The 21,239-nt window shown below is 56.6% G+C and carries 15 protein-coding genes; 8 read left to right on the top strand and 7 right to left on the bottom strand.

Annotated features, from left to right (window positions below; genetic code table 11):
• Positions 1–11: 11 nt before the first annotated feature.
• Complete coding sequence (pbpC, locus tag JO972_RS14535; RefSeq protein ID WP_309490799.1) at positions 12–2,312, top strand: penicillin-binding protein 1C; 2,301 nt, start codon at positions 12–14, stop codon at positions 2,310–2,312.
• A gap of 224 nt (positions 2,313–2,536) precedes the next feature.
• Here the strand turns inward: pbpC and JO972_RS14530 are convergent, their stop codons facing one another.
• From JO972_RS14530 to JO972_RS14510, 5 genes are all read right to left on the bottom strand, one after another.
• Entirely contained in the window at positions 2,537–3,562 is a 1,026-nt protein-coding gene (locus tag JO972_RS14530) for a hypothetical protein (RefSeq protein WP_309490798.1), read from the bottom strand.
• Between the two features lie 32 nt (positions 3,563–3,594).
• On the bottom strand, positions 3,595–4,203 hold the full coding sequence (locus JO972_RS14525) for a TPM domain-containing protein (RefSeq protein WP_309490797.1): 609 nt from the start codon (positions 4,201–4,203) through the stop codon (positions 3,595–3,597).
• A 321-nt stretch (positions 4,204–4,524) separates the two neighbouring features.
• Positions 4,525–6,048, bottom strand: coding sequence for a glutamine-hydrolyzing GMP synthase (gene guaA, locus JO972_RS14520; protein ID WP_309490796.1), 1,524 nt, complete (start codon positions 6,046–6,048; stop codon positions 4,525–4,527).
• Positions 6,049–6,131: 83 nt separating this feature from the next.
• On the bottom strand, positions 6,132–7,586 hold the full coding sequence (gene guaB / locus JO972_RS14515; RefSeq protein WP_309490795.1) for an IMP dehydrogenase: 1,455 nt from the start codon (positions 7,584–7,586) through the stop codon (positions 6,132–6,134).
• Positions 7,587–7,698: 112 nt separating this feature from the next.
• A complete protein-coding gene (locus JO972_RS14510) occupies positions 7,699–10,047 on the bottom strand; it encodes a hypothetical protein (RefSeq protein WP_309490794.1) in 2,349 nt (782 codons plus the stop codon).
• A 263-nt stretch (positions 10,048–10,310) separates the two neighbouring features.
• Between JO972_RS14510 and JO972_RS14505 the strand changes: the two genes are divergently transcribed.
• The 6 genes from JO972_RS14505 to JO972_RS14480 are packed head-to-tail and all read left to right on the top strand — an operon-like array spanning position 10,311 to position 18,360.
• Positions 10,311–11,393 (top strand): AAA family ATPase, encoded by a 1,083-nt coding sequence (locus JO972_RS14505; RefSeq protein ID WP_309490793.1) that lies wholly within the window; start codon positions 10,311–10,313, stop codon positions 11,391–11,393.
• A gap of 45 nt (positions 11,394–11,438) precedes the next feature.
• A complete protein-coding gene (locus JO972_RS14500) occupies positions 11,439–12,335 on the top strand; it encodes a DUF58 domain-containing protein (protein ID WP_309490792.1) in 897 nt (298 codons plus the stop codon).
• 33 nt (positions 12,336–12,368) lie between these two features.
• Complete coding sequence (locus JO972_RS14495; RefSeq protein ID WP_309490791.1) at positions 12,369–14,324, top strand: BatA domain-containing protein; 1,956 nt, start codon at positions 12,369–12,371, stop codon at positions 14,322–14,324.
• A gap of 6 nt (positions 14,325–14,330) precedes the next feature.
• On the top strand, positions 14,331–16,568 hold the full coding sequence (locus JO972_RS14490) for a hypothetical protein (protein WP_309490790.1): 2,238 nt from the start codon (positions 14,331–14,333) through the stop codon (positions 16,566–16,568).
• A 17-nt stretch (positions 16,569–16,585) separates the two neighbouring features.
• A complete protein-coding gene (locus JO972_RS14485; protein WP_309490789.1) occupies positions 16,586–18,001 on the top strand; it encodes a sulfatase in 1,416 nt (471 codons plus the stop codon).
• On the top strand, positions 17,998–18,360 hold the full coding sequence (locus JO972_RS14480; RefSeq protein WP_309490788.1) for a hypothetical protein: 363 nt from the start codon (positions 17,998–18,000) through the stop codon (positions 18,358–18,360). The genes JO972_RS14485 and JO972_RS14480 overlap by 4 nt, the downstream gene beginning before the upstream one ends.
• A gap of 45 nt (positions 18,361–18,405) precedes the next feature.
• Here the strand turns inward: JO972_RS14480 and JO972_RS14475 are convergent, their stop codons facing one another.
• Positions 18,406–19,473, bottom strand: coding sequence for an alkene reductase (locus JO972_RS14475; RefSeq protein WP_309490787.1), 1,068 nt, complete (start codon positions 19,471–19,473; stop codon positions 18,406–18,408).
• A 143-nt stretch (positions 19,474–19,616) separates the two neighbouring features.
• Here JO972_RS14475 and JO972_RS14470 point away from each other — a divergent pair, with 143 nt between their 5' ends.
• Positions 19,617–20,369, top strand: coding sequence for a sulfite exporter TauE/SafE family protein (locus JO972_RS14470; RefSeq protein ID WP_309490786.1), 753 nt, complete (start codon positions 19,617–19,619; stop codon positions 20,367–20,369).
• A gap of 35 nt (positions 20,370–20,404) precedes the next feature.
• Here JO972_RS14470 and JO972_RS14465 read toward each other — a convergent pair whose 3' ends face one another.
• Positions 20,405–21,175, bottom strand: coding sequence for a 3-keto-disaccharide hydrolase (locus tag JO972_RS14465; protein WP_309490785.1), 771 nt, complete (start codon positions 21,173–21,175; stop codon positions 20,405–20,407).
• Positions 21,176–21,239: the final 64 nt, after the last annotated feature.

Raw genomic sequence — 21,239 nt, 5'->3', positions numbered from 1 at the left:
GACTCAGCGCCGTGAACATCTGCCGTCCAAGTTGGTTAAGAAGCCGAGCCCCAAAGCTCCGGCGAAAACTCCCCCATCTAACACTAACAGGTTTTGTTCTGGGACTCGGTGGTTATTTCCTCCTTCCCTTTGCGTTCACGGTGCCGCCGGATATTGCAACGGGACCGAGCAGCTCGGTTGTTTTGTTAGACCGCGATGGAGTGCCTCTCGATCACTGGGTGCGCTCCGATTATTACCGCCACCGCGCGACATCACTCGATGACCTCCCGCACGATCTCATCCACGCAACCCTCGCAGCAGAGGACAAACGATTCTATCAACATGGTGGTGTCGATTTCCGAGCCACCGCCCGCGCGCTGAGAGACTCATGGGATCAAAAGCGCTTCGTCTCCGGAGCCTCGACGGTGACGCAACAAACAGTGAAACTCAGCTCAAAAAGGGCGAGCCGAACGTTTACCACCAAAATCCGCGAGTACCTAACAGCCCGTCACGTGGAAATGATTTACGACAAAGATCATATCCTAACATCTTACTTCAACCATCTCGACTACGGTAACAGAAGTCAGGGTCCGCTGCAGGCAGCCCGGCATTATTTTGACAAACCACTGAGTCAGCTCTCACTCGCCGAGTGCGCTCTTCTCGCCGGCTTACCGCAAGCACCCAGCCGACTGAACCCACGTCGCAACCCGGAAGCAGCCTTGAAACGGCGCAACTGGATCCTCGATCGCATGGCCATCGTTTATGACATCGATCCGGAGCGCATCACACGAGCAAAGGCAGAGCCGCTGAAACTGAACCGAGGTCGCCGTGAGCGCACGGCTCCCCACCTCGTGCAGATCATGCGCCGCAGCCGAACTGCGGACTCCACCACAGAGATCCGCAGCAGCATCTCGGCCCCCTTGCAGCAGGACATCACGGAGATTGTTCGCCAGCAAATCACGGCTCTGCAAAAGAAACATATTCAACACGCCGCCGTCGTGGTGATCGAGAACCGCACTGGCGAGGTGCTGGCCCACGTCGGATCTCCCTTTTTTCATCAATCCAATGGAGGCCAGATCGATGCCAGTCGGACCGCGCGCTCGCCGGGTTCTGCGTTGAAACCGTTCACCTACTTACTGGCCTATGAATCAGGTGGCATGACGCCGGCCACCATCATCGCAGACATCCCCACACGCTACTCGGATGCGCGCGGGGAAAAAACCTTCGTGAACTACGATCGCCAACACTCGGGCCCAGTCACCATTCACCACGCGCTGGCGAACTCACTCAATGTGCCAGCCGTCCGCGTGCTAAATTCCGTCGGCGGGGCAGAAGCTTTACAGAAACAGCTGCAATCATTTGGGATCAGCACACTCAATGAAAAGCCCATCCACTACGGTCTCGGGCTGACACTGGGGTCGGGCGATGTTACATTGTTAGAACTGACAAACGCCTACGCATCACTCGCACGCATGGGAGTTTACAAACCTGTTAGCTACCTAACAAAAAAACAGCACGCAGAACATCACGTCGCCAGCTACCGCTCATGCTGGATGCTGGCTCAGACCATGACAGATAACTCCGCACGGTCGGCCGCCTTTGGCACGCATTCTCCTCTACGGCTGCCGTTTCCTTGCGCCGTGAAGACCGGCACCTCCACCGACTTCCGCGACAACTGGTGTTTGGGATTCACCAAGGACTACACCGTCGGTGTCTGGGCGGGGAATTTGGATAACAGCCCGATGCGTGGCATCTCCGGAGTAACCGGTGCGGGACCTATTTTTCATGCCACCATGCTGCGCTTGCACCGCGACCATCCACCGACGTGGTTCGAGCGACCTGATGAGATGACCGATTGCCTGGTGCACTCCTCCACAGGCAAACGTCTCACTCAAAAATCAGCGCACGGCATTGCCATGGCCTTGCCCCAACAGCAAGTTCCCCTTCCCGCCCGGGCTGCAGATTTTGATCAGTTAGGCCGAGTGATGTTAGATGTGCGCTATGCCGACTGGATGAGCCAAGAGGGCGACCGCAATCGCTACGCACTCAGCTTGCAGAACGAGCAACTGATCGTGACCCAGACTCCGCTGCGTATTCTCTCACCATCACGCGAAGCTCGTTATTTGTTAGACCCTGATTTACCAGGTCAGGGGAAGAGGCTTTTACTCAGCACGGATTTTCCCGGTGAAGTGACGTGGAGTTGTGAAACCTTGGACATCCAAAGCCATGATGGGCAAGCGACCGCAAACCTAACAGAAGGCGAGCATATCATCATTTTGACGGATTCCAGCAAGCGCAGTAGCAGCCGAAAAATCATCGTTGAGCAGCTCTAAAGCTGACGTCTGGGTACAAAAAAACAGTCCGACCGGACAAGATCACCAGGAAACCCCCTAACCTGTATGAACTAGTGCCAATCGGACTGTCTCGCTCCCTTGCGGGAACACATTCAAATTATCACGAGTCACGATTTCGTAAAGTAATTATGTGCTTTTTGACCGATTATCGAAGAACATATGTTTAAAGCAGCAAAAAATGACACACAGCCGCCCTCCACAGATCACACCCGTGACAAATAATCGGGAACTTGGTCGCGCTGACTCGATGGAGAGCCCTGTTTATTATGGAAAGCAATCACGGCTCCGACGCCTGCCGCATAGTCGGCACCGAGTCGGCGTGGTAGTTCCAGCACGGGAAAATGGTATTTCCTATTCTTCTTCCAGAGCAAAAACGATCCACAAAGCCCGACCACGGTAAGTAACACACCACCGACGGCCACAGCTAAATAGAGAAGGAAGGGTTTGATTTGGTCCGCCATACCAGGTTTTTCTGGTTTTGGGGTATCGGAGGATGGCTTGGTCGGCACAGCGGCTGCGATGCGTTGTTGCTCTTGCTCCTCGGTAATAGCACGCTCGATCCAATAAAGCTTGATCGAAGTCTGAACGACAAAGGCTTCAATTTGATCAGAGGGATCGGATTTTTCCTCTGCTTTGAGAATGGAGCTCTCAAGTATTCGGCGAATTCCCTCCGTTGTCATCTCTTCGGCTCCCTTCCCAGCGAATGCCAGCTGATTTCTCGAGGGGTTGCCTAGATAATAAAAGATCACGGCGGTCAGTTCACCATCGGCATATTGCTCTTCGACTAAACGGTGTAAGGTATACTCACTTGGAATTTGCTGCTCAGAATCAAACAAATACAGCTTGATATCCACGATGGATTCCTCCGCGTGATACTCGAGAAAGGCTTCACGGTCGTCTGTTTCCTGCTTGCTGAGCAGGCGCTGCGGATCGACTAAAAAGCCCGATGGTTTCGAGGCGAAGTAGCCTTTGATAAACTCCTCGGGGATCTCGGTGGGGTCATAGGGAGGCTCTGGAATTTCAGGTTCAGGGACTGCCACGATGACATCTTTGTCCACCTTCGGTAGTTCACTCACCTTGGGATCATCGACTAACAGAATCGTTCCGACGATGATCTCTCCTTTTTGTAAACGGGCACGATCTCCGTCGGTCCATTTAGGCAAGCTCTGTGCGCTTGCCGAGGCCAAAGTCAGCGCGGCGAATCCTGCGCAGAGAGGAATCCGAGCCATAGCGCGTAAAATAGGATGCGATCGGGGAAATGTCACTGGGCCTTGAGGTGGGAAGGTTTTGGTTCTGTGGCCGACTCGGAGTTTTCTGAGGGTTGCACCGAGCGGATTCGCTGGAGGATGTCCCCCATTTCCTGATGAGGTTGTCCCACAAGGCGTTGGTATTTTTCTGGATTCCGGTTCGCCTGCCGGGAGCGCTTTCGCAGTGCGGCAGAGAGGCTTTTCATCACCGACTTCAGTGCCCGATAGTAATTCCCCTGCAGCAAGTGGGGGTGCGCGGAGGATAGGGCACGAAAGCTGTCTTCCTCCTTCAGATAAACATCCAAAAGGTAACCATTCGCGATGAAGGCGGCCTTGGAGTTCACATCCACGACGAGTAAGACACCACCGTCATTCGGTCGGCTCAAATCGACATCTTCGAAGGCTCCGTGATTCAGCAGCCACAGACCGAACTGCCGAATGTTCAAGCGGTCATCGAGCGCCCCGAAGTAGACACTGAAAAAAAGCTGGGGAAAACTCGCTTCGAATTGGTCGAACCATTTCACCGCCTTCTTGCGTTCCTTCAAACGCAGCACACCGGCCGAATCGCTCAGTCGGCGCATGCGGACCTCGTCCTCGCCATATTGAGCATCAAGGTCCGCCATCGCAAAGCCGCAATGCGGACACTGCGGAGCACTGCGATGGATTCGCTGCACACATCGGGGACACTTCATCTCAAACATGAGATTAGCGTAAACCCTCTCTTTTCCAAGCCCAGAAAGTTAAGAATTGTTAATATTCCCCACAGAATCAGTCCCTTGTGACAGATCGGTGATGCGTTCTGCATACTCGGCAGCAAATCCACTCACCTATCGGTTTGTTCTTTCTATCTTCGCGCCGTCGAATCCACCTAACTACTCAACATAAAAAAACCTCTTCCGAACCAAATCGGAAGAGGTTTTTGTTAGGGAGATTCTGGTCGATCCTTACTCCCACTCAATGCTCGCTGGCGGCTTGGTGGAAATATCGTAGAGCACGCGGTTGATGCCATCGACTTCGTTGAGGATGCGGTTGCTGGTCTCGCGAAGCAGCGCGGGTGGCAGCTCGACCCAGTCAGCGGTCATAGCATCTTCGCTGATCACAGCACGCAGGCTGATCGCCCACTCATAGCTGCGCTCGTCACCTTTGACACCCACTGTTTTCACCGGAATCAAACCTGCGTAAGCCTGCCAAACTTTATCATACCAGCCGTGATCTTTCAGACGGGTGATAAAGATGTGGTCGCACTCACGGATGATCCGAAGTTTCTTTTCGGTGATGTCACCAGGACAACGCACAGCGAGGCCTGGACCAGGGAATGGGTGACGGTTGAGAATGTCAGCCGGGATTCCCAATGAGGTTCCCAACTCGCGGACTTCGTCTTTGAAGAGTTCGGCAAGAGGCTCGAGCACTTTGCCCTGCGCTTGCAGCTCGAGAATGCGGTCGACCCGATTGTGGTGAGTCTTGATTTTGGACGCCTTCGATTTGGCATTAGAGGCCGATTCGATCACGTCGGGATAGAGCGTGCCTTGAGCGAGCAGTTCAGCATTTCCAACGGTGTCCCAGAAGACATCGATGAAGAGGCCGCCGATGATTTTGCGTTTTTCCTCCGGATCAGCGACGCCGGCCAATTTACCTAGGAACAGATCTGCGCAGTCGACCGTTTCGATCTCCACACCCATGCGGTGGAAGTTGTTGCGCACTTCATCACCTTCATCGAGGCGCATCAGGCCGTGATCGACAAAAATAGCGCGCACGTTGACACCTGCTTCTTTCAGCAGGACAGCCAACACGGTGCTATCGACACCGCCGCTAACACCGCAGACGACTTGTTTGTCACCCACTTTTTCACGAATCCCATCGAGCATCTCGCGCTTGAAGTCCTCAATGCGGAACTCGGCAAGCTCATTGGCCTGGAGCAGGAAGTTATGCAAAATCCGCAGTCCCTCGTGGCTGTGGGTGACTTCCGGGTGGAACTGGATCCCGAAGAAACGATCACCCCATTGCAGAGAGACAGGTGTCCCTTCCTTATTCGCAGCGAGCACTTGAGCATCGGCGGGCAGATCGCTCACGGTGTCGGAGTGGCTCATCCAAACTTGCGACTCGTGGGAAATTCCTTCGTAGAGGCCGTCGTTGGATGATGGCTTCAACGCAGCCGGACCATACTCGCGACGGTTGCTGGATTTTACCGCACCACCGAATTTGATGTTCAGAAGCTGCATGCCGTAGCACACACCGAGAACTGGCACACCGTAGGATTTTAGCTTCTCAAAATCGATATCCGGAGCGTCCACATCGCTGGTGCTCTTGGGACCACCCGACAAGATGATAGCTCCTGGCTGGCCAATGTTAACGATGTCCTCTGGTTCGTAGAGTTTGGCAAAAAAACCAAGCTCACGCACGCGGCGAACGATCAGCTGGGTGTACTGTGAGCCGAAATCAAAGACGGCTACGTGATTATTTTCAGTCATGTTAGATTGGAAGTAATTAGGTTAAAAAGAGCAAGGCTAATGCGGGGATAAGCGCATTCGCCAAACTGAATGGTTAGAAAACGTTAGAGAGTAGGTTGGTAGTTCACCGGCTCCTCGGTGATGACGATATCGTGAGCGTGGCTTTCCTTCAATCCACCGGATGTGATCTGAGTGAACACTGCGCGCTCACGAAGCTCGGGGAGATTGGATGCGCCCACGTAGCCCATGCCGGAACGAAGTCCGCCCATCAGCTGGAACACCACATCGGCCAAAGGTCCTTTGTAAGGAACGCGACCTTCGACGCCTTCGGCCACCAGTTTCCCGGAGCTGTTCTGGCCATAGCGATCTCCAGATCCTTTGCGCATGGCACCCAGTGAGCCCATTCCACGGTAGGATTTGAAACGACGACCTTGGTAGTGCACGGTGGCACCGGGGCTTTCGCGGGTGCCGGCAAGAATTGAGCCTAACATCACGAGGTCAGCACCGGCTGCGAGAGCTTTGACGATATCACCCGAGTAGCGGATACCTCCATCGGCAATGACCGCGACTCCTTTGTCGCGACAATACGAGGCCACGTTCTGGATAGCGGTGAACTGAGGCATTCCCACGCCGGAAATCACCCGGGTGGTGCAGATGGAACCGGGTCCCACTCCTACTTTCACCGCAGAAACGCCAGCATCACAGAGGTCCTTGGCGCCTTCGGCAGTAACTACATTCCCGGCAACCACAGGCACATCGCCCAGCTCGCGAAGTTTACTGATGACTTCCATCACACGGCTGGTGTGTCCGGTCGCGGCATCGATGAACAAAGCATCGGCGCCGGCTTTCACCAGTGCTTCTGCACGTTCCACGCAGTCTGGACCGACACCCACGGCGGCGCCGCAGCGTAGTTGGCCGTTCGGGTCCTTGGCGGAGTTGGTGAAGGTGATCCTTTTTTCAATATCCGCCCCCGTGATCAGACCACAGAGAGTGCCATTGGCATCCACCAGGGGAAGTTTCTCGATACGGTTCTCGTAGAGAATGCTACGAGCTTCGCGCATGGTGGTGCTTTCCGGAGAGGTCACGACGCGCTCGAGCGGGGTCATGACTTCTGAGATCTTTGCGGAATCGTCGGCCATGTGCCGCACGTCACGCCCAGTCACCATGCCTTCCAGTTTGCCATCGGCATCGACCACAGGGAATCCGGAGAAACCTTGCTGGTCCATGATGAACCGAAGCTCCCCCACGCTTTGGTCTTTTTTGACCGTGTAGGGTTCATGAATCACTGCGCTCTCGGAGCGCTTGACCTTGGAAACCATCGCCGCCTGGTCTTCGATCAGGTTATTGCGGTGAATGACACCGATGCCACCTTCACGTGCAAGGGCAATGGCCAGCTCGGTTTCGGAAACCGTATCCATCGCGGCGGAAACCACGGGGATATTGAGGCCAATGTTTTCAGTAAGTGCGGAAGTGAGATCTGCCTCGCCGGGGAGCACGCTGCTCATTTGCGGTGTGAGGAGAACGTCGTCAAAAGATAGTCCTAGAGAGATTTGCGCCATAAAAGAGTCAATAGACGACGCAGACCAATGACAAGCGTGAAATACACCCGTGCGGAGATTTTTTTCTCCCGACCACTGTCACCACCTCATCAATAAGGCGTAAAAATGGCATCTAGCTATCGTTCCGGCCGTAGCGATCGCGGAACTGACGAAGCAGGTCTTCGACTTTTTCCTGATCATCCGAAGTCACCGAGTGCGGAGCAGGTGCTGCTGAGCTCTCTTGGCTGACTTCGAAAGGACTGTTCTGCGGAGCGGCCTGTTGCAGCGGTTGAGAAACAGCTGAGGCCGGCTGAGCTGGAGAAACAGGTTGAGAGACCGCCGGCTGCACCGCTTGGAACGGTGACACAGGAGTCGCTTCGGTATCGATGCTGAACGGTGAGTCCTGGGCGATGGACGACTCGTTGGATTGAGCTTGGTTCTGGACTGGCTCTGCGGGAGCAAAGATTGAAGCTTCCACTGCGGACTCAGGCTGAGCGGGCTCGAAAGGAGCGCTTGCCTGAACTGGCTCCTCGGCAAAGGAAAATGGCGACGGATGCTGCGACTGAGGCTGGGATACTTGCTGCGGCTGAGATTCACCCGCCTGCGTGTGATCAGCAAATGGGCGCGACTCGGAATACCCGCTCGTGTCATTCTGCACGGTTTGAGTCGGAGGGGAAAAAGCGGCTGGAGTTTGTTCCTGAGCCTGGGCAAATGGTTGTGCTGCAGCCTGAGGCTGACCAAATGGCTGGTTCACCTGCTGGGTAGCAGAGTCTTGGTAGTTATTCTGCTCATGTGTCCCCTGCTGCTCGGAGAAGTCGACCACAGGTTCCTGAGCCACGGTGGTATCGAAGGGAGACACCACAGCTTGGGTAGGTTTACTAGCAATGATCTGCGGTTGCTCTTGAGCTTGGGAAAAATCATGCGCGGTCACCGCTGGGTCCACCTGTTCAAATGGGGATGGCTCCACAGAACTCACAGCTTCACTGACCCGTTGAGTCTCTGGCTGGTAGGCCGAGGGAATTTCATCTTCTTCCAACTCTGCGGCTGCGGCTGCGGCTGCGGCAATCGCATCGGAAGTGGATGCGGCGGCTACAGGAGCGGCTGCGGCAATGGACGCCACGGTGTAAGGTGCTGATGGCTCAGTCTGATTTTCCTGAGACATTCCAAAAGGATCGGGTGCCTCAGGCTCTGAGGCGAGCGAGATGGGGCCCGTGTTAACCACAGGGGCTGCTGCGGGAGTGGATACTGGAGCAGTTACAGGAGCGGTTGGCTCGGAGCTTTCCGGTTCTGGCACTTCCATTTCAGAGTCGACCTTTTCTTCGATCGGCTCGACCTCCTCGACCTCCTCGACCTCTTCGGGTTCAGCTTTCACCAATCCCAGCTCTTCCCACTTATTGGAAGCCTCACGGATCAGACCACGGGCATAGATGACTCCGGTATCCAGATCCATGGTATCGAGGATTTGATCAGCGTGCTCACCGGCACGGTCTTTAATCAAGCTGGCAGCCTGCTCTTTGGTCATCGGACGCAGATCTACCACAATATCGCTGAGGCGGTCTTTCAAACCACAGGGAAGGCGTGGCAGGAAGGCCGTCTCCCAGACGTCACCATTGACGCTGATGATGAGGGCCAACTGATCGCAAGACTGATGCAGAGCATTGAGGAAAGAAGCCACCTGAAGAGCCGCATCCGGATCACTCGAGAATCCTTCCACCTCGTCCAAGACCAAAACCGGTGAAGTCACCAGGCCAGTGAGGTTCATCAAACTGACCAGCTTCTCATGCATGTCTGTTTCTGCAGCACCATTGCCAAACACGGTCTCGAAAAGAGAACTGTTTCTGGTGGTTTGCTCCAGCTCGGCAGAACTGTAGTGGAACAGAAGCTCCACCCACCAGGCGACAGGACGGAAACCGGAGTCAGTGCGCTCGGCAAGCTCGGCGGTGAGCCGTGGTCCCAGCAGGTTGAAATTCGCCTGCGCCCAGCGGGCTGTCACGGCGTCTTCATTGTGAAAATCAAAGGTTTCAACGGGTCGTTCCTGAAGTGCCTGCAGAGCGCTGTCGCGATCTTGACTCGGAACCTCACCGGAGCGGACCAAGGGCTCTAGGCCAGTGGCAAGAATCCGGCGTGCTAACAAGTCCAACACGGTCAGCCCTCCACCCGATGGCAGAATACGAGAAAAGCGGCGCAGCACGGCATCCAGACACTCGGTGGCGCTCAGGTTCTTCCCCTTGCTGGGCTCCAATGGAATAAATTCGTGGGTGTGCGCCACACGTTCATGGAGGCGCTTCAGCAGATGCGTCTTACCAAATCCAGCACGCGGCGAGCGTAGTAAAATCATCCGTCCTCGGCTGGTGGCTCGAGTGGTCAGCGCCTGAGTCAGGGTTTCAAGGGCTTCGGAGTTGACGCAATCTGTTGCTACCTCAGGGGCGTCGCCCAGCATTTCAAAAGCGTGATCGAATGGATTACTTGCAGATTTTGCCATAGTGGTGGTTCGTTGTTGCAGTTCACCAGCATCCCAATGAACGACGAGCAAGATATTCGCATAACTTAACCAAACAGTCACTTGAAAAATCGACATTTTCCTACCTCGACAAAATAAATCTCATCCCTAGTTTCGCTAAGAATCCGATAACACGATAGAAGACGCTGCCATGCTCCGTTTACTCTAACCACTGATTCAACCATCAGCGACCGCCTCCCCTCCTTCATTACGCGCCACTCACAAGCTACTCAACTTACTCGACCATGGAAACACCGACCACACCTCCTGACAACACCTCCTCTCCGACTGCAGCCCCACCGGCTCCGGACTCAGTAGCCGCCGCCGCGAATTCCACGCTGCCTGCAGACGATGTGGCCGCCATTGATCACCTCGGTAAGGTGTATCAAGCATTCAAGGAGGAAATTGGTAACGTCATCATTGGCCAGGAGGACGTCATCGAACAGCTGGCCATCTGCCTTTTCGCCCGCGGTCATGCACTGCTGATGGGGGTTCCCGGCTTGGCGAAAACTCTGTTAGTCTCATCCGTCGCCGAAACCATGGACCTGAGCTTTAACCGGATCCAGTTCACCCCCGACCTCATGCCGGCGGACATCACCGGAACGGACATCATTCAAGAAACCGACGCCGGCCACCGCGAATTCCAGTTCATCAAAGGCCCTGTCTTTGCCAACTTGGTGCTTGCCGATGAAATCAACCGTGCCCCCGCGAAAACGCAATCCGCGATGCTCGAAGCGATGCAGGAAAACATGGTCACCGTGCTGGGTAAAACCTACCCGCTGGACAAACCCTTTTTCGTGCTGGCAACGCAGAACCCGGTGGAGCAAGAAGGCACCTACCCTCTGCCCGAGGCTCAGCTGGACCGCTTCATGTTCCTCATCAACGTCGATTACCCGTCGCACGAAGAAGAGCTCCGCATTGCCCGTGAGACCACCGGCACTGCCAAGAAAGCACTCAAACACATTCTCAATGGCGAGCAGGTCATCGAATTCCAACAACTGGTCCGCCGCGTTCCCGTGCCGGATCACATTTACGACTACGCCGTCGAAATCGTGCGCAAGACCCGCGCCGGCACCGAAGCCGCTCCCGACTGGATTGGCGAGTTCGTTGGCTGGGGTGCAGGCCCGCGTGCCGTGCAGTATTTGATTCTCGGCGCCAAGGCACGAGCTGCCCTGAACGGCTCCTACATGGCTCGCCTCGAGGACATCGAAGCGGTGGCACGCCCGGTGCTCACCCACCGTGTGCTGACCAACTTTGCCGCCGAGTCCCAGGGCATGACGGCCGCCAAGGTGGTCGACCGCTTGGTGGAGGAAATGCGCGAGGCCTAAGGTCTCCCGCTAGTCATTCCGCCGTCCTGCACTCTCGAAGCAAACATGAAATACGATTTCTTAGACCCCGAAGCCCTGTCGCGACTTGGCGCCATCCCCCTGGAGGCCCGCCAAGCAATGACCGGTAACGTCGCTGGTAGACACCGCTCGCCGCATCGAGGGTCGTCCGTCGAATTCGCCGAATACCGGAAATACGTGCAGGGCGACGACACCCGCAGGCTCGATTGGAAAGCCTACGCCCGATCTGATCGCTATTACATCAAGGAATTTGAAGCAGACACCAACCTGCGCGCTTACTTCGTGTTAGACGCCAGTGGCTCGATGGGCTTCTCCGCCGCCGACGATGCCCGGATTCAGTTTGCCCGCAAACTCGCGGCCACGCTGTCCTACCTCATCATCGATCAGGGAGATGCCGCCGGGCTTTCGGTTTGCCAGGAGAAAATCCACGTGGAGATCCCACCGACACGGCGTCCGGCACACCTGAACCACATGTTCGAGGTGCTGGCGAATACCGAGCCGACCGGGGAGACAGGCCTGGTGGAAGCGCTGCACACCATTGCCGAAAAAGTCGCCCAACGTGCGCTGGTGATTATACTCTCCGACCTCTTTTGCGACACCAACGCTCTGGGAGACGCCCTCCAGCACCTGCGCTACCGCAAGCACGACGTCGCCGTTTTCCACATGCTGGACAAGCAGGAGATCGCTTTTGACTTCGAACGTCCGCACCGCTTTGTCGATATGGAAGACAAGACCTCCATTGTCGCCGAGCCCACCTTGGTCGCCGACGAATACCGTGAGGCAATGAAGGAATTCATGGCCACGGTCAAAGGCAAGTGCCATGATATCCATGCCGATTACCACCTGATCACCACCGATCAGGATTACGAGGAGATCGTGCATGATTTCCTAACAAGCCGACTCACCAAGAAGGGAAAAGCCTGACTTCACCATCCCCCGTCACCCTCATAATCTTCCGTGTCTTTTCTATCACCATTCCTGCTTTGGGGCGTGCTCGCGGCGAGCATCCCAATCGTCATTCACCTTCTGAACCGCAGACGGCACCGCACCGTGCAGTGGGCGGCCATGGAGTTCCTACTGAAGGCGACCAGAGAATCGCGCGGCAAGAAGAAGCTGAAGTATCTCATTATTCTGACCTGCCGTGCCTTGGCGATCGTTGCCTTGGTGTTCGCCATTGCTCGACCATTGGTCGGTGGCTTTTTAGGCTGGAGCGGAGGAAAAGTGGACACCGTGATCTTGGTTTTGGATCGCTCCGCCAGCATGGAGCAGCAATCACCCGGCAGCCGCGAGAGCAAGCGTGCCAGTGCCATTGCCAGCGTGCGCAAGTCGCTCAGCGAGCTGAATTCGCCGCGCTTGGTATTGATCGATAGCGCTAGCGGCAAGGCCCAGGACGTTCCCTCCCCAGATGCGCTGGAGGAACTGAGTTCCACCTCCGCCACCGATACCAAGGCCTCCATCCCCACACTCATCTCCACCGCCATTGATTATGTGTTAGACCACTCACCGGGTCGGACCGAGATCTGGGTGGCCTCGGATTTACAGGAGTCCGATTGGTCACCGGAAGAAGGTCGCTGGGCCGCCATCCGCGCGGGCTTGAATGATTTACCGCAAAAAACCACCCTGCGCATTCTCTCCCTCGCGTCCGCACCAAAAGACAACATCTCGATCCGCGTCCTTGCATCGCGCCGCACCGAAGATGAACTGGTGCTGGACTTGGAACTGACCCGCACCGATTCCGATGGCCCCGCCGCCATCCCTATTACCTACAGTGTCAATGGCACACGCAGTGCGGACAAGGTGACCGTCAACGGCCAGACCTATCAGTTCCAAAAACGTCTCCCCCTCGGCACGCGCGAGGGCCGGGGGCACGGCTTTGTCTCCCTGCCAGCCGACACCAATCTCCGCGACAACGTTTCGTATTTTGCCTACGGAGAAGACAGTCCGTCGAAGACTTATCTGGTCAGTGAAGGTGGCGAAGCACCCGAATGGCTCGAGCTCGCCGCCGCCCCTCCGGGTTTCGACCGCAGCGAAGCCACCCGCGTCTCTCCGAACAGCGCTCATGATATCGACTGGTCCAGTGCCACCCTTATCATCTGGCAGGCAGCCCTTCCGGATGGTCCCGTGGCTGAAGAGTTCATGCGTTACATCGAATCCGGTGGAGCCGCCATTCTACTGCCCCCATTGGGAGAATCCGACACCAACTTCGCCGGTCTCTCCTGGGGTGAACAGAGCACCGCCCCCCAAGGACAGTATTTCATCATTTCCGAGTGGGACCAAGCAGATGGCCCCCTGCGCAACGGCCTCGAAGGCACTCAGATCCCCGTTCCCAAACTGAAGGCCATCAAACGCCGGGAGATTCTTGGCGAGGCGACGTCACTCGCTCTCTGGGACGATGAAAAACCGTTCCTCGTGCGCAAAGTCATCGGCGATGGCAGCGCTATTTTCATTGCCACCTTACCGGACTACACCTGGTCGAATCTCGCCGACGCCGACGCGCTCCTGCCCATCGTGCAGCGCATGATCGAGCAGGGCGACAATCGCTTTGGATCCGCCTTCGCAGCGATCACCGGAAGTCGAAAGTCGATGGCTGCCGATGGCGAAACCCGACGCCGTCTCGACACTCACGCCAAGTCCACCAGCAGCAATGCCCCATACGAAGCCGGGGTGTGGCAACTGGGCGACCGACTTCTGGCAACCAACCGACCCAAGTCCGAAGATCAATGGCAAATTTTAACCACCGCGAAACTCAACTCGGTGTTAGAGGGGGTGCCATACAAACTCTTCGAAGATGCAGGCGAATCTGAATCTCTCGCCCGCGAAATCTGGCGCGCCTTCCTGATCGCCATGCTCGTATTCCTCATCACCGAAGCCATCCTCTGCCTCCAGCCCAAGTTGAAAAATACGAAATCCTAATCACCCGTGAATTTTTCAATCAACCAACTCGTTTTCTCTCCGACCCCCGTCACATTATGGGTCGGCATCATTGCGTTGTTAGCGATCGCGACGCTCTGCGTGATGGCCATCAGACGTTCCACCCGGCGCAAACGCACCGGGGCATTGGAAGTCCTCCGCTTTCTCTGCGCCCTGATCTGTGTGCTCATGCTCTGGCAGCCCGAGTGGCGTGTCGTCAGCGAACCTGACAGCAAGCCGGAAGTCGCCATCCTCTACGATGCCTCGCGCTCCGCCACCACGGCCGACGCCATCCTCCCCCTCGAGCTGAGTGCGAGTCAGGAAGTGGTGCCTCGTTCCGAGTGGATGGAAAAAGTTCTCGGCAGCGACCTTTTCACACCGCTGAAAAACGACGACCGCAACCGCGTCTTTGAGCAGCCATTTTCAGCCCCACCGAAAGATGCCGATCCCGCCACTCTGGCGCTGGCCGGCACCGATATCAATGGAGCTCTCGACAACCTGTTAGAAGAACACAACAACCTCCGCGCCGTGGTTCTTCTGTCGGATGGCGATTGGAACACGGGCTCAGGCCCCGTCGCAGCTGCCCAGAAAATGCGCCGCCGCAACATCCCCCTCTACGCCATTCCTGTGGGCAGTGACGACCGTCTTCCTGACCTCGACATCTCCAACGTCACCGCCCCCACCTACGGCATCGTCGGTGAGAACGTGCAGATCCCCTTCACCATCCTTTCTTCTTTGGACCGTGACGTGCGCACTTTGGTTCGCCTGCGCGACATCAAATCCGGCATCGAACGCACCAAGAACATCACCATCCCCGCCGGCGAGGAATATCACGATTCCATTCTCTGGCGATTGACCACCGAAGGATCGTCCACCTTGGAACTCTCCATCCCCGTGGCCAACGGCGAGATGGTGGCGAAGAACAACAAACGTAAATTCACCATCGCGGGCCGTAAGGAATCGCTCAACGTGCTCGTGATCGAGTCGACCCCTCGCTGGGAATACCGCTTCATCCGCAACGCACTCTATCGCGACCCCGGTGTCTCGGTCGACTGCCTGATGCTCCATCCCCAGTTAGGAAAAGGCGACGGCCCGGGTTACATTCAAAGCTTCCCTGAAAAATTGGAAGACTTGCAGAAATACGATGTCGTTTTCATCGGCGACGTCGGTATTGGCAACGGCGGCATCACCACCGAGCAGGCGGAGCTGCTAAAAGGTTTGGTGGAGAGCCAAGCCAGCGGCATCGTTTTTATTCCCGGTCGACAAGGCAATCAAATGAGCCTGATCGACAGCCCGCTGGGTGATCTCATCCCGGTCATTCTGGATGCCAAGCGCAAGGAAGGCTACAGCGATGCCACTCCATCACAGATCAACCTAACCTCGGAAGGCAAAGGGTCCTTGCTGACCATGCTGGGCAATACCGAGGAAGACAATCCGGTGATCTGGAAAAGCCTGCCCGGCTTCTACTGGCATGCCCCAGTGATCAAGGCCAAGGGCGGCACAGATGTGCTGGCGGTGCACGCGAACCGCTCCAATGAATTTGGCCGCATCCCCATGCTGGTCACCAAGACAGCCGGCAATGGCAAAGTCCTCTTCCTCGGGCACGATTCCGCCTGGCGCTGGCGCCGTGGCGTGGAAGATCTCTACCACTACCGTTTCTGGGGCCAGGTGGCACGATGGATGTCCTACCAGCGCAACATGGCGGCCGGTGAACGCATCCGACTTTACTTCACCCCGGATCGCCCGAAACCCGGCGATACAGTAACCCTCAATGCCAATGCCTTCGACCAATACGGCGCCCCTCTGAAAGACGGCGACGTGCTGGTGGACATCACCTCCCCAGACGGCAAAACCCGAAGAATCAGCCTAGATAAAGCCAAGGGCGCATGGGGCAGCTATAGTGGTCGGTTCAAAATAGCCCAGCCCGGCGCTTGGAAAATTGAAGCTGTCATCGGCGAAGACAAAGCGCACGGCATCACCACTACGCTTCTGGCTCAAGGTTCTGAAATCGAAAAAACCGGGGTGCCCGCCAGACCGGATGTTTTGAAGGAAATGGCCACCGTGTCTCGGGGCCGACTACTCCAGGGGGAAAACCTGGCGAACCTCATTAAAGAGATTCAAGCCCTCCCCGATCCCCAACCGATGGAAACCCGGACGCCATTATGGTCCAGCTGGATCACAGCAGCCTGTCTGATTGCCTTGTTAGGACTGTTCTGGGTTGGGCGCAAACTCAACGGCACTTTCTAACCGATCACCCATTACTCATGCGATTCACCAGCCCCCTGAAACGTCTCGTCACCTCGCTCTTCTTCCTCGCTCCACTCACTCTGAGCGCGGAGCAGAAGGCGAACATTCTCTTCATCTGCGTCGATGACCTACGCCCTGAATTGGGCTGTTATGGCAAGGAGCACATGTACACGCCGAACATTGACCGGCTCGCTGCGCAAGGGCGCTTGTTCAGTCGGCATTACGTGCAAGTCCCCACCTGCGGGGCTTCCCGCGCCGCCCTCCTCACCGGTCGCTACCCGAGGACCGGGGCCGACCTGGGAAATGGTGCTATTTCCGCAGCTCACAAAAGAGCGCAGTCCACGACCACGCTCCCCCAGACCTTCAGAGATAACGGTTACACCACCATCTCCATCGGCAAGGTCAGCCACCACCCGGGCGGACTGATGGGCAAGGAATGGAACGATCCTAGCAAAGTGGAAATGCCGGGCGCCTGGGATCAGCACTTGATGCCCAGTGGCGAGTGGAAAACGCCGCAGCGTGCGATGCATGGGCTCGCTCACGGTGTGCCGCGCAGCCGGGGAAAATCTCCCGCAATCGAGATCGAAGAAGGACCGGACACCCTTTACCCCGACGGACTGATCACCAACACGGCGCTTGAACACATCAGCCAGCTCGCTAAGCAAGAAAAGCCATGGCTGTTAGCCGTGGGCCTGATCAAACCGCACCTCCCCTTCACCGCGCCCAAGCAGTATTGGGATCTCTACGAGGGCAAAGACCTGCCACCCGTGCAGCATCCGGAGAAACCCGAACGCTCACTCACCTGGAGCAAGAGCGGTGAGTTCTTGGGGGGCTACAGCCATGAGGAAAAAGACCCGCGCGAGGATACCGCCTACGCCGCCCACGTCCGCCGCCACTACTACGCGTCGGTGAGCTACGTTGATGCCCAGGTGGGAAAAATTCTCAACGCCCTGGAACAATCAGGCCAGAAGGATCACACCATCGTGGTGCTCTGGGGCGATCACGGCTGGAACCTTGGCGAGCGCCGTATCTGGGGAAAACACAATCTCTACGAGGAAGCTCTGCATTCACCTCTCATCATTCGCTCTCCTGAAATGAAGCAAGCCGGAACAGCGGCCGATGCCATCACCGAGACCATCGATATTTTCCCCACCCTGTGCGAACTCACTGGGGTTGTTAAACCTAACACACTCGATGGAGCCTCACTCGCTCCGCAACTGAAAGTCGCGACGGCGGAGAGCGACGGTATCGCTCGATCGTTCTGGAAAGGATCGCAGTCGTTACGGACCGACCGCTACCGCCTCACTCGCCAAACATCGAAGTCTAAAGCGACCGACTACAATTTGTTCCGCTTCCCGGAAACCGAAACCCCTAACAGCGAGCAAACTCAAAAAGTCGCAGCTCAGTTAGAATCCCAATTTTTCACCCCATGAGTAAGTCGCTTATCACACGCGTCGGTGCCACCGCAGCCTTGCTACTCGCGCACTTGGTCGCAGCAACGACGCTGGCATCGTTCGGAGCCAAGCTCACTGCCCTAGCCGAGCAGGAAGAGCTCGTGCTGCCACTCATCTCGCAGATGGTCATCACCGCCAGCAGCTCGGGCGGCTTCACCTTTGCCGCTCTGTTCTATCTTGCTGTCCTCGTAGCTGCTTTAATTTTCCTGGCCAAAAACGACCAGCACCAAAGCCGCTTCATTGCAGCACTCACGATGGGCTGGATGATCCTACTCGGTGCGGTGCTCTTTTTCTTGATTGGTTTCAGTGTTCCCCTGAGTCAACTGTCAACGAGCTGACTCAAGGGGATTGTTAGAGGGATATATTGCTTCGATAACGCCTGCCTAGACAGCGCCGTCAAGGCTCGGGTAATCGGTGTATCCTTCCGGGCCGTCACCGTAAAAAGTTTCCGACTGAGGCTCGTTCAGCTCGGCTCCTTGCTGCAAGCGTTCGGCCAAATCCGGATTGGCGATGAAACGTTTCCCCCATGAGATGGCATCGGCCTCGCCGGCCTCGACGAGCTTTTCTCCATCGGCAAACGACAGCTCTTGGTTTGCGATAAAGGCACCGCCGAACTCCTTCTTGAGCATCGGTCCCAGCCGAGGTTCTTCCATGCCTTCGCGAGCAAAGAGAAAGGCAATCCCCCGCTGCTTCATCGCGCGTGCGACATAGCCGAAGGTTTCCTCAGGATGGGCATCGCCCATGTCGTGTGCATCACAGCGGGGAGCCAGGTGCAAGCCGACCCGATCAGCGCCCCAGACCGAGATGGCGGCGTCCACCGTTTCCAACATCAAACGGGCGCGGTTTTCTATCGATCCACCATACGCGTCTTCGCGCTGGTTGGTGCTGCTTTGCAAAAATTGATCCAGAAGGTAGCCGTTGGCACCGTGAAGTTCGACCCCATCGAAGCCCGCCTTCTTGGCATTCTCCGCCCCCTTGCGATAGGCTTCGATCACGGCGGGGATTTCATCGAGCTCAAGCGCCCGGGGAGTTTCGAAGGCCTTTTCGGGTCGGATCAAGCTGACATGCCCTTCGGCGGCGATGGCACTGGGAGCCACGGGCTGCGCGCCATCGAGATAGACCGGATCAGAAATGCGGCCGACGTGCCACAGCTGGAGAATGATGCGGCCACCGGCAGCGTGCACGGCATCGGTCACCAGCTTCCAGCCAGCCACCTGGTCCTCTGACCAAATCCCCGGCGTGTTGGGATAGCCCACGCCCATCGGGCACACAGAGGTTGCCTCTGAAATGATCAGCCCGGCCGATGCGCGCTGGGCGTAATACTCGGCCATCATGGCATTGGGCACCCGACCTTCGCTGGCGCGGCAGCGGGTCAGTGGCGCCATCACCAGGCGGTTGGGGAGTTGCCATGCGCCAATGCGGGTTGCTTGTAGTAGAATGGAATCTTTCATCGTTGCGGAGAAGATGCCGAGCAAGCGTCATTCTGCAACCCCGAGATCGAAAAACATCCGCAGGCCACTTTCCCCCGCGCCCGTCGATGTTCTGCTGTTCTTTTTCAAATCTCCGTGAACACTGCTCGCATCCACACTGCGCCATGCCTGACATCTCCACCCTACTTCTGTTAGCTGCTGTTTTTCTCTGCATCTCCTACTGCAGTGCATCCGTCGGCCTGGGAGGAGGCTCGTGTTACACGGCACTGCTGGCCGTTTCCGGAGTCGCCCCGCTGGCCATCCCCCTGATCTCGCTATCGCTGAACCTCATCGTCACCTCCGCCGGCAGCTACCAGTTCATCAGGCACCGGCACGCATCGTGGAAAATCATCACCCCGTTCCTGGTCACCTCGATGCCGATGGCCTACCTCGGAGGATCGCTCCACCTTCCCAAGGGTGTGTTCTACGGGATTCTTTTCGCCTCGCTGACGATTGTCGTCATCCGCATCTTCTTTTACCAAAAAACCTCCCTCAGCTGGAACCTCAAGGGCTGGCAAAAGCTCGCACTCAGCCTCATCGCGGGTGCGCTGCTGGGCTTTATCGCGGGGGTGGTCGGCATCGGAGGCGGGATCTACCTCGTTCCCTTCATCCTGATCGTTGGATTGGGCACGGAAAAACAAGCCGCGGCCAGTGGCGCCATCTTCATCTGGCTGAACTCCATCACCGGCCTCATTGCCCGACTGCATCATCACTCGGTGAGCCTGCTCGACTACTATCCGCTGATGATCGCGGTGGCGGTGGGAGGAATGCTCGGGGCCGCGCTTGGGGCGACATCACTCAAGCCGCGGACGATGCAAAAAATTCTAGGCACCACCATCATCATCGCCCTCTGCCTGCTCATCCAAAAATTGGTATGAACGGGCCGAGCGATGTGACGGTTCAGAGCGTGTGATTACTTCTTCAGCTCGCGCACCCAGATGTTGCGGTATTCGATCGGGTCACCGTGCCACTGGAACTGGATGGGGGCTTTTTCCGGGTGTGTTTTCGGGTAGCTCGCTACCTTTCTGAAAACGGTCGGGCCGTAATATTTCTGATGCTGCTGCACCACCACGCCATTGTGGATCACGGTGATGTAGGCGGGAGTTTTCATGCCGTCTTCGCCGTAGACGGGAGCTTCGAAAATGATGTCGTAGCTTTGCCATTCACCTTGGGGAGCGGACGCGTTCACCAGTGGTGGCGTCTGACCGTAGAGCGCACCAGCCTGACCATCGGCGTAGGTGACATTGGTGTGGCTTTCCATCACTTGGACCTCATAGCGATCCATCATGAAAATGCCGCTGTTTCCGCCGCCTTGCCCCTGAACCTTGCGGCCAGCGGGGATTCTCCATTCGACGTGCATTTGGATGCTGCCGAAGGATTGTTTGGTGAGGTTTTTCCCTGGGGAAGCAATCATGACTCCGTCCTCCACCTTCCAATTTTTGGTAAAGGCCTCGGTGTTTTTGCCGTCGAAGAGGACAATGGCATCGGCCGGTGCGGGCGTGGTGATGGCGCCGGCGGTCTTGACCTTTTCCGGATGGGGACGCTCGGTGTCGTGCACCCGGTAGTCGCTCCAAGGTTGTTTCGGTGTGACGACCTTTTTCTTGGCAGGTTCCGCGCTAACAGAACCGGTCAATACGAGGCCAGCCAGGCCGAGAGTGAGGAAACGTGATGGTGTAGAAATCATGATGACTGATACTCGGTTCCTGAGCGCGCTTTGTCAGGAAAAAAAATCGATATCTTCCAGCTAA

The sequence above is a fragment of the Oceaniferula flava genome (assembly GCF_016811075.1).
Classification (GTDB): domain Bacteria; phylum Verrucomicrobiota; class Verrucomicrobiia; order Verrucomicrobiales; family Akkermansiaceae; genus Oceaniferula; species Oceaniferula flava.
This window is presented reverse-complemented; position numbering and strand designations above follow the sequence as displayed.

Excerpts from the sequence above, each read along its gene's own strand:
- JO972_RS14505 (WP_309490793.1), top strand. The coding sequence starts at position 10,311 with ATGGAAACACCGACCACACCTCCTGACAACACCTCCTCTCCGACTGCA.
- JO972_RS14510 (WP_309490794.1), bottom strand. The coding sequence starts at position 10,047 with ATGGCAAAATCTGCAAGTAATCCATTCGATCACGCTTTTGAAATGCTG.
- JO972_RS14465 (WP_309490785.1), bottom strand. The coding sequence starts at position 21,175 with ATGATTTCTACACCATCACGTTTCCTCACTCTCGGCCTGGCTGGCCTC.
- JO972_RS14500 (WP_309490792.1), top strand. The coding sequence starts at position 11,439 with ATGAAATACGATTTCTTAGACCCCGAAGCCCTGTCGCGACTTGGCGCC.
- JO972_RS14525 (WP_309490797.1), bottom strand. The coding sequence starts at position 4,203 with ATGGCGGACCTTGATGCTCAATATGGCGAGGACGAGGTCCGCATGCGC.
- guaA (WP_309490796.1), bottom strand. The coding sequence starts at position 6,048 with ATGACTGAAAATAATCACGTAGCCGTCTTTGATTTCGGCTCACAGTAC.
- guaB (WP_309490795.1), bottom strand. The coding sequence starts at position 7,586 with ATGGCGCAAATCTCTCTAGGACTATCTTTTGACGACGTTCTCCTCACA.
- JO972_RS14480 (WP_309490788.1), top strand. The coding sequence starts at position 17,998 with ATGAGTAAGTCGCTTATCACACGCGTCGGTGCCACCGCAGCCTTGCTA.
- JO972_RS14470 (WP_309490786.1), top strand. The coding sequence starts at position 19,617 with ATGCCTGACATCTCCACCCTACTTCTGTTAGCTGCTGTTTTTCTCTGC.
- JO972_RS14530 (WP_309490798.1), bottom strand. The coding sequence starts at position 3,562 with ATGGCTCGGATTCCTCTCTGCGCAGGATTCGCCGCGCTGACTTTGGCC.
- JO972_RS14485 (WP_309490789.1), top strand. The coding sequence starts at position 16,586 with ATGCGATTCACCAGCCCCCTGAAACGTCTCGTCACCTCGCTCTTCTTC.
- JO972_RS14475 (WP_309490787.1), bottom strand. The coding sequence starts at position 19,473 with ATGAAAGATTCCATTCTACTACAAGCAACCCGCATTGGCGCATGGCAA.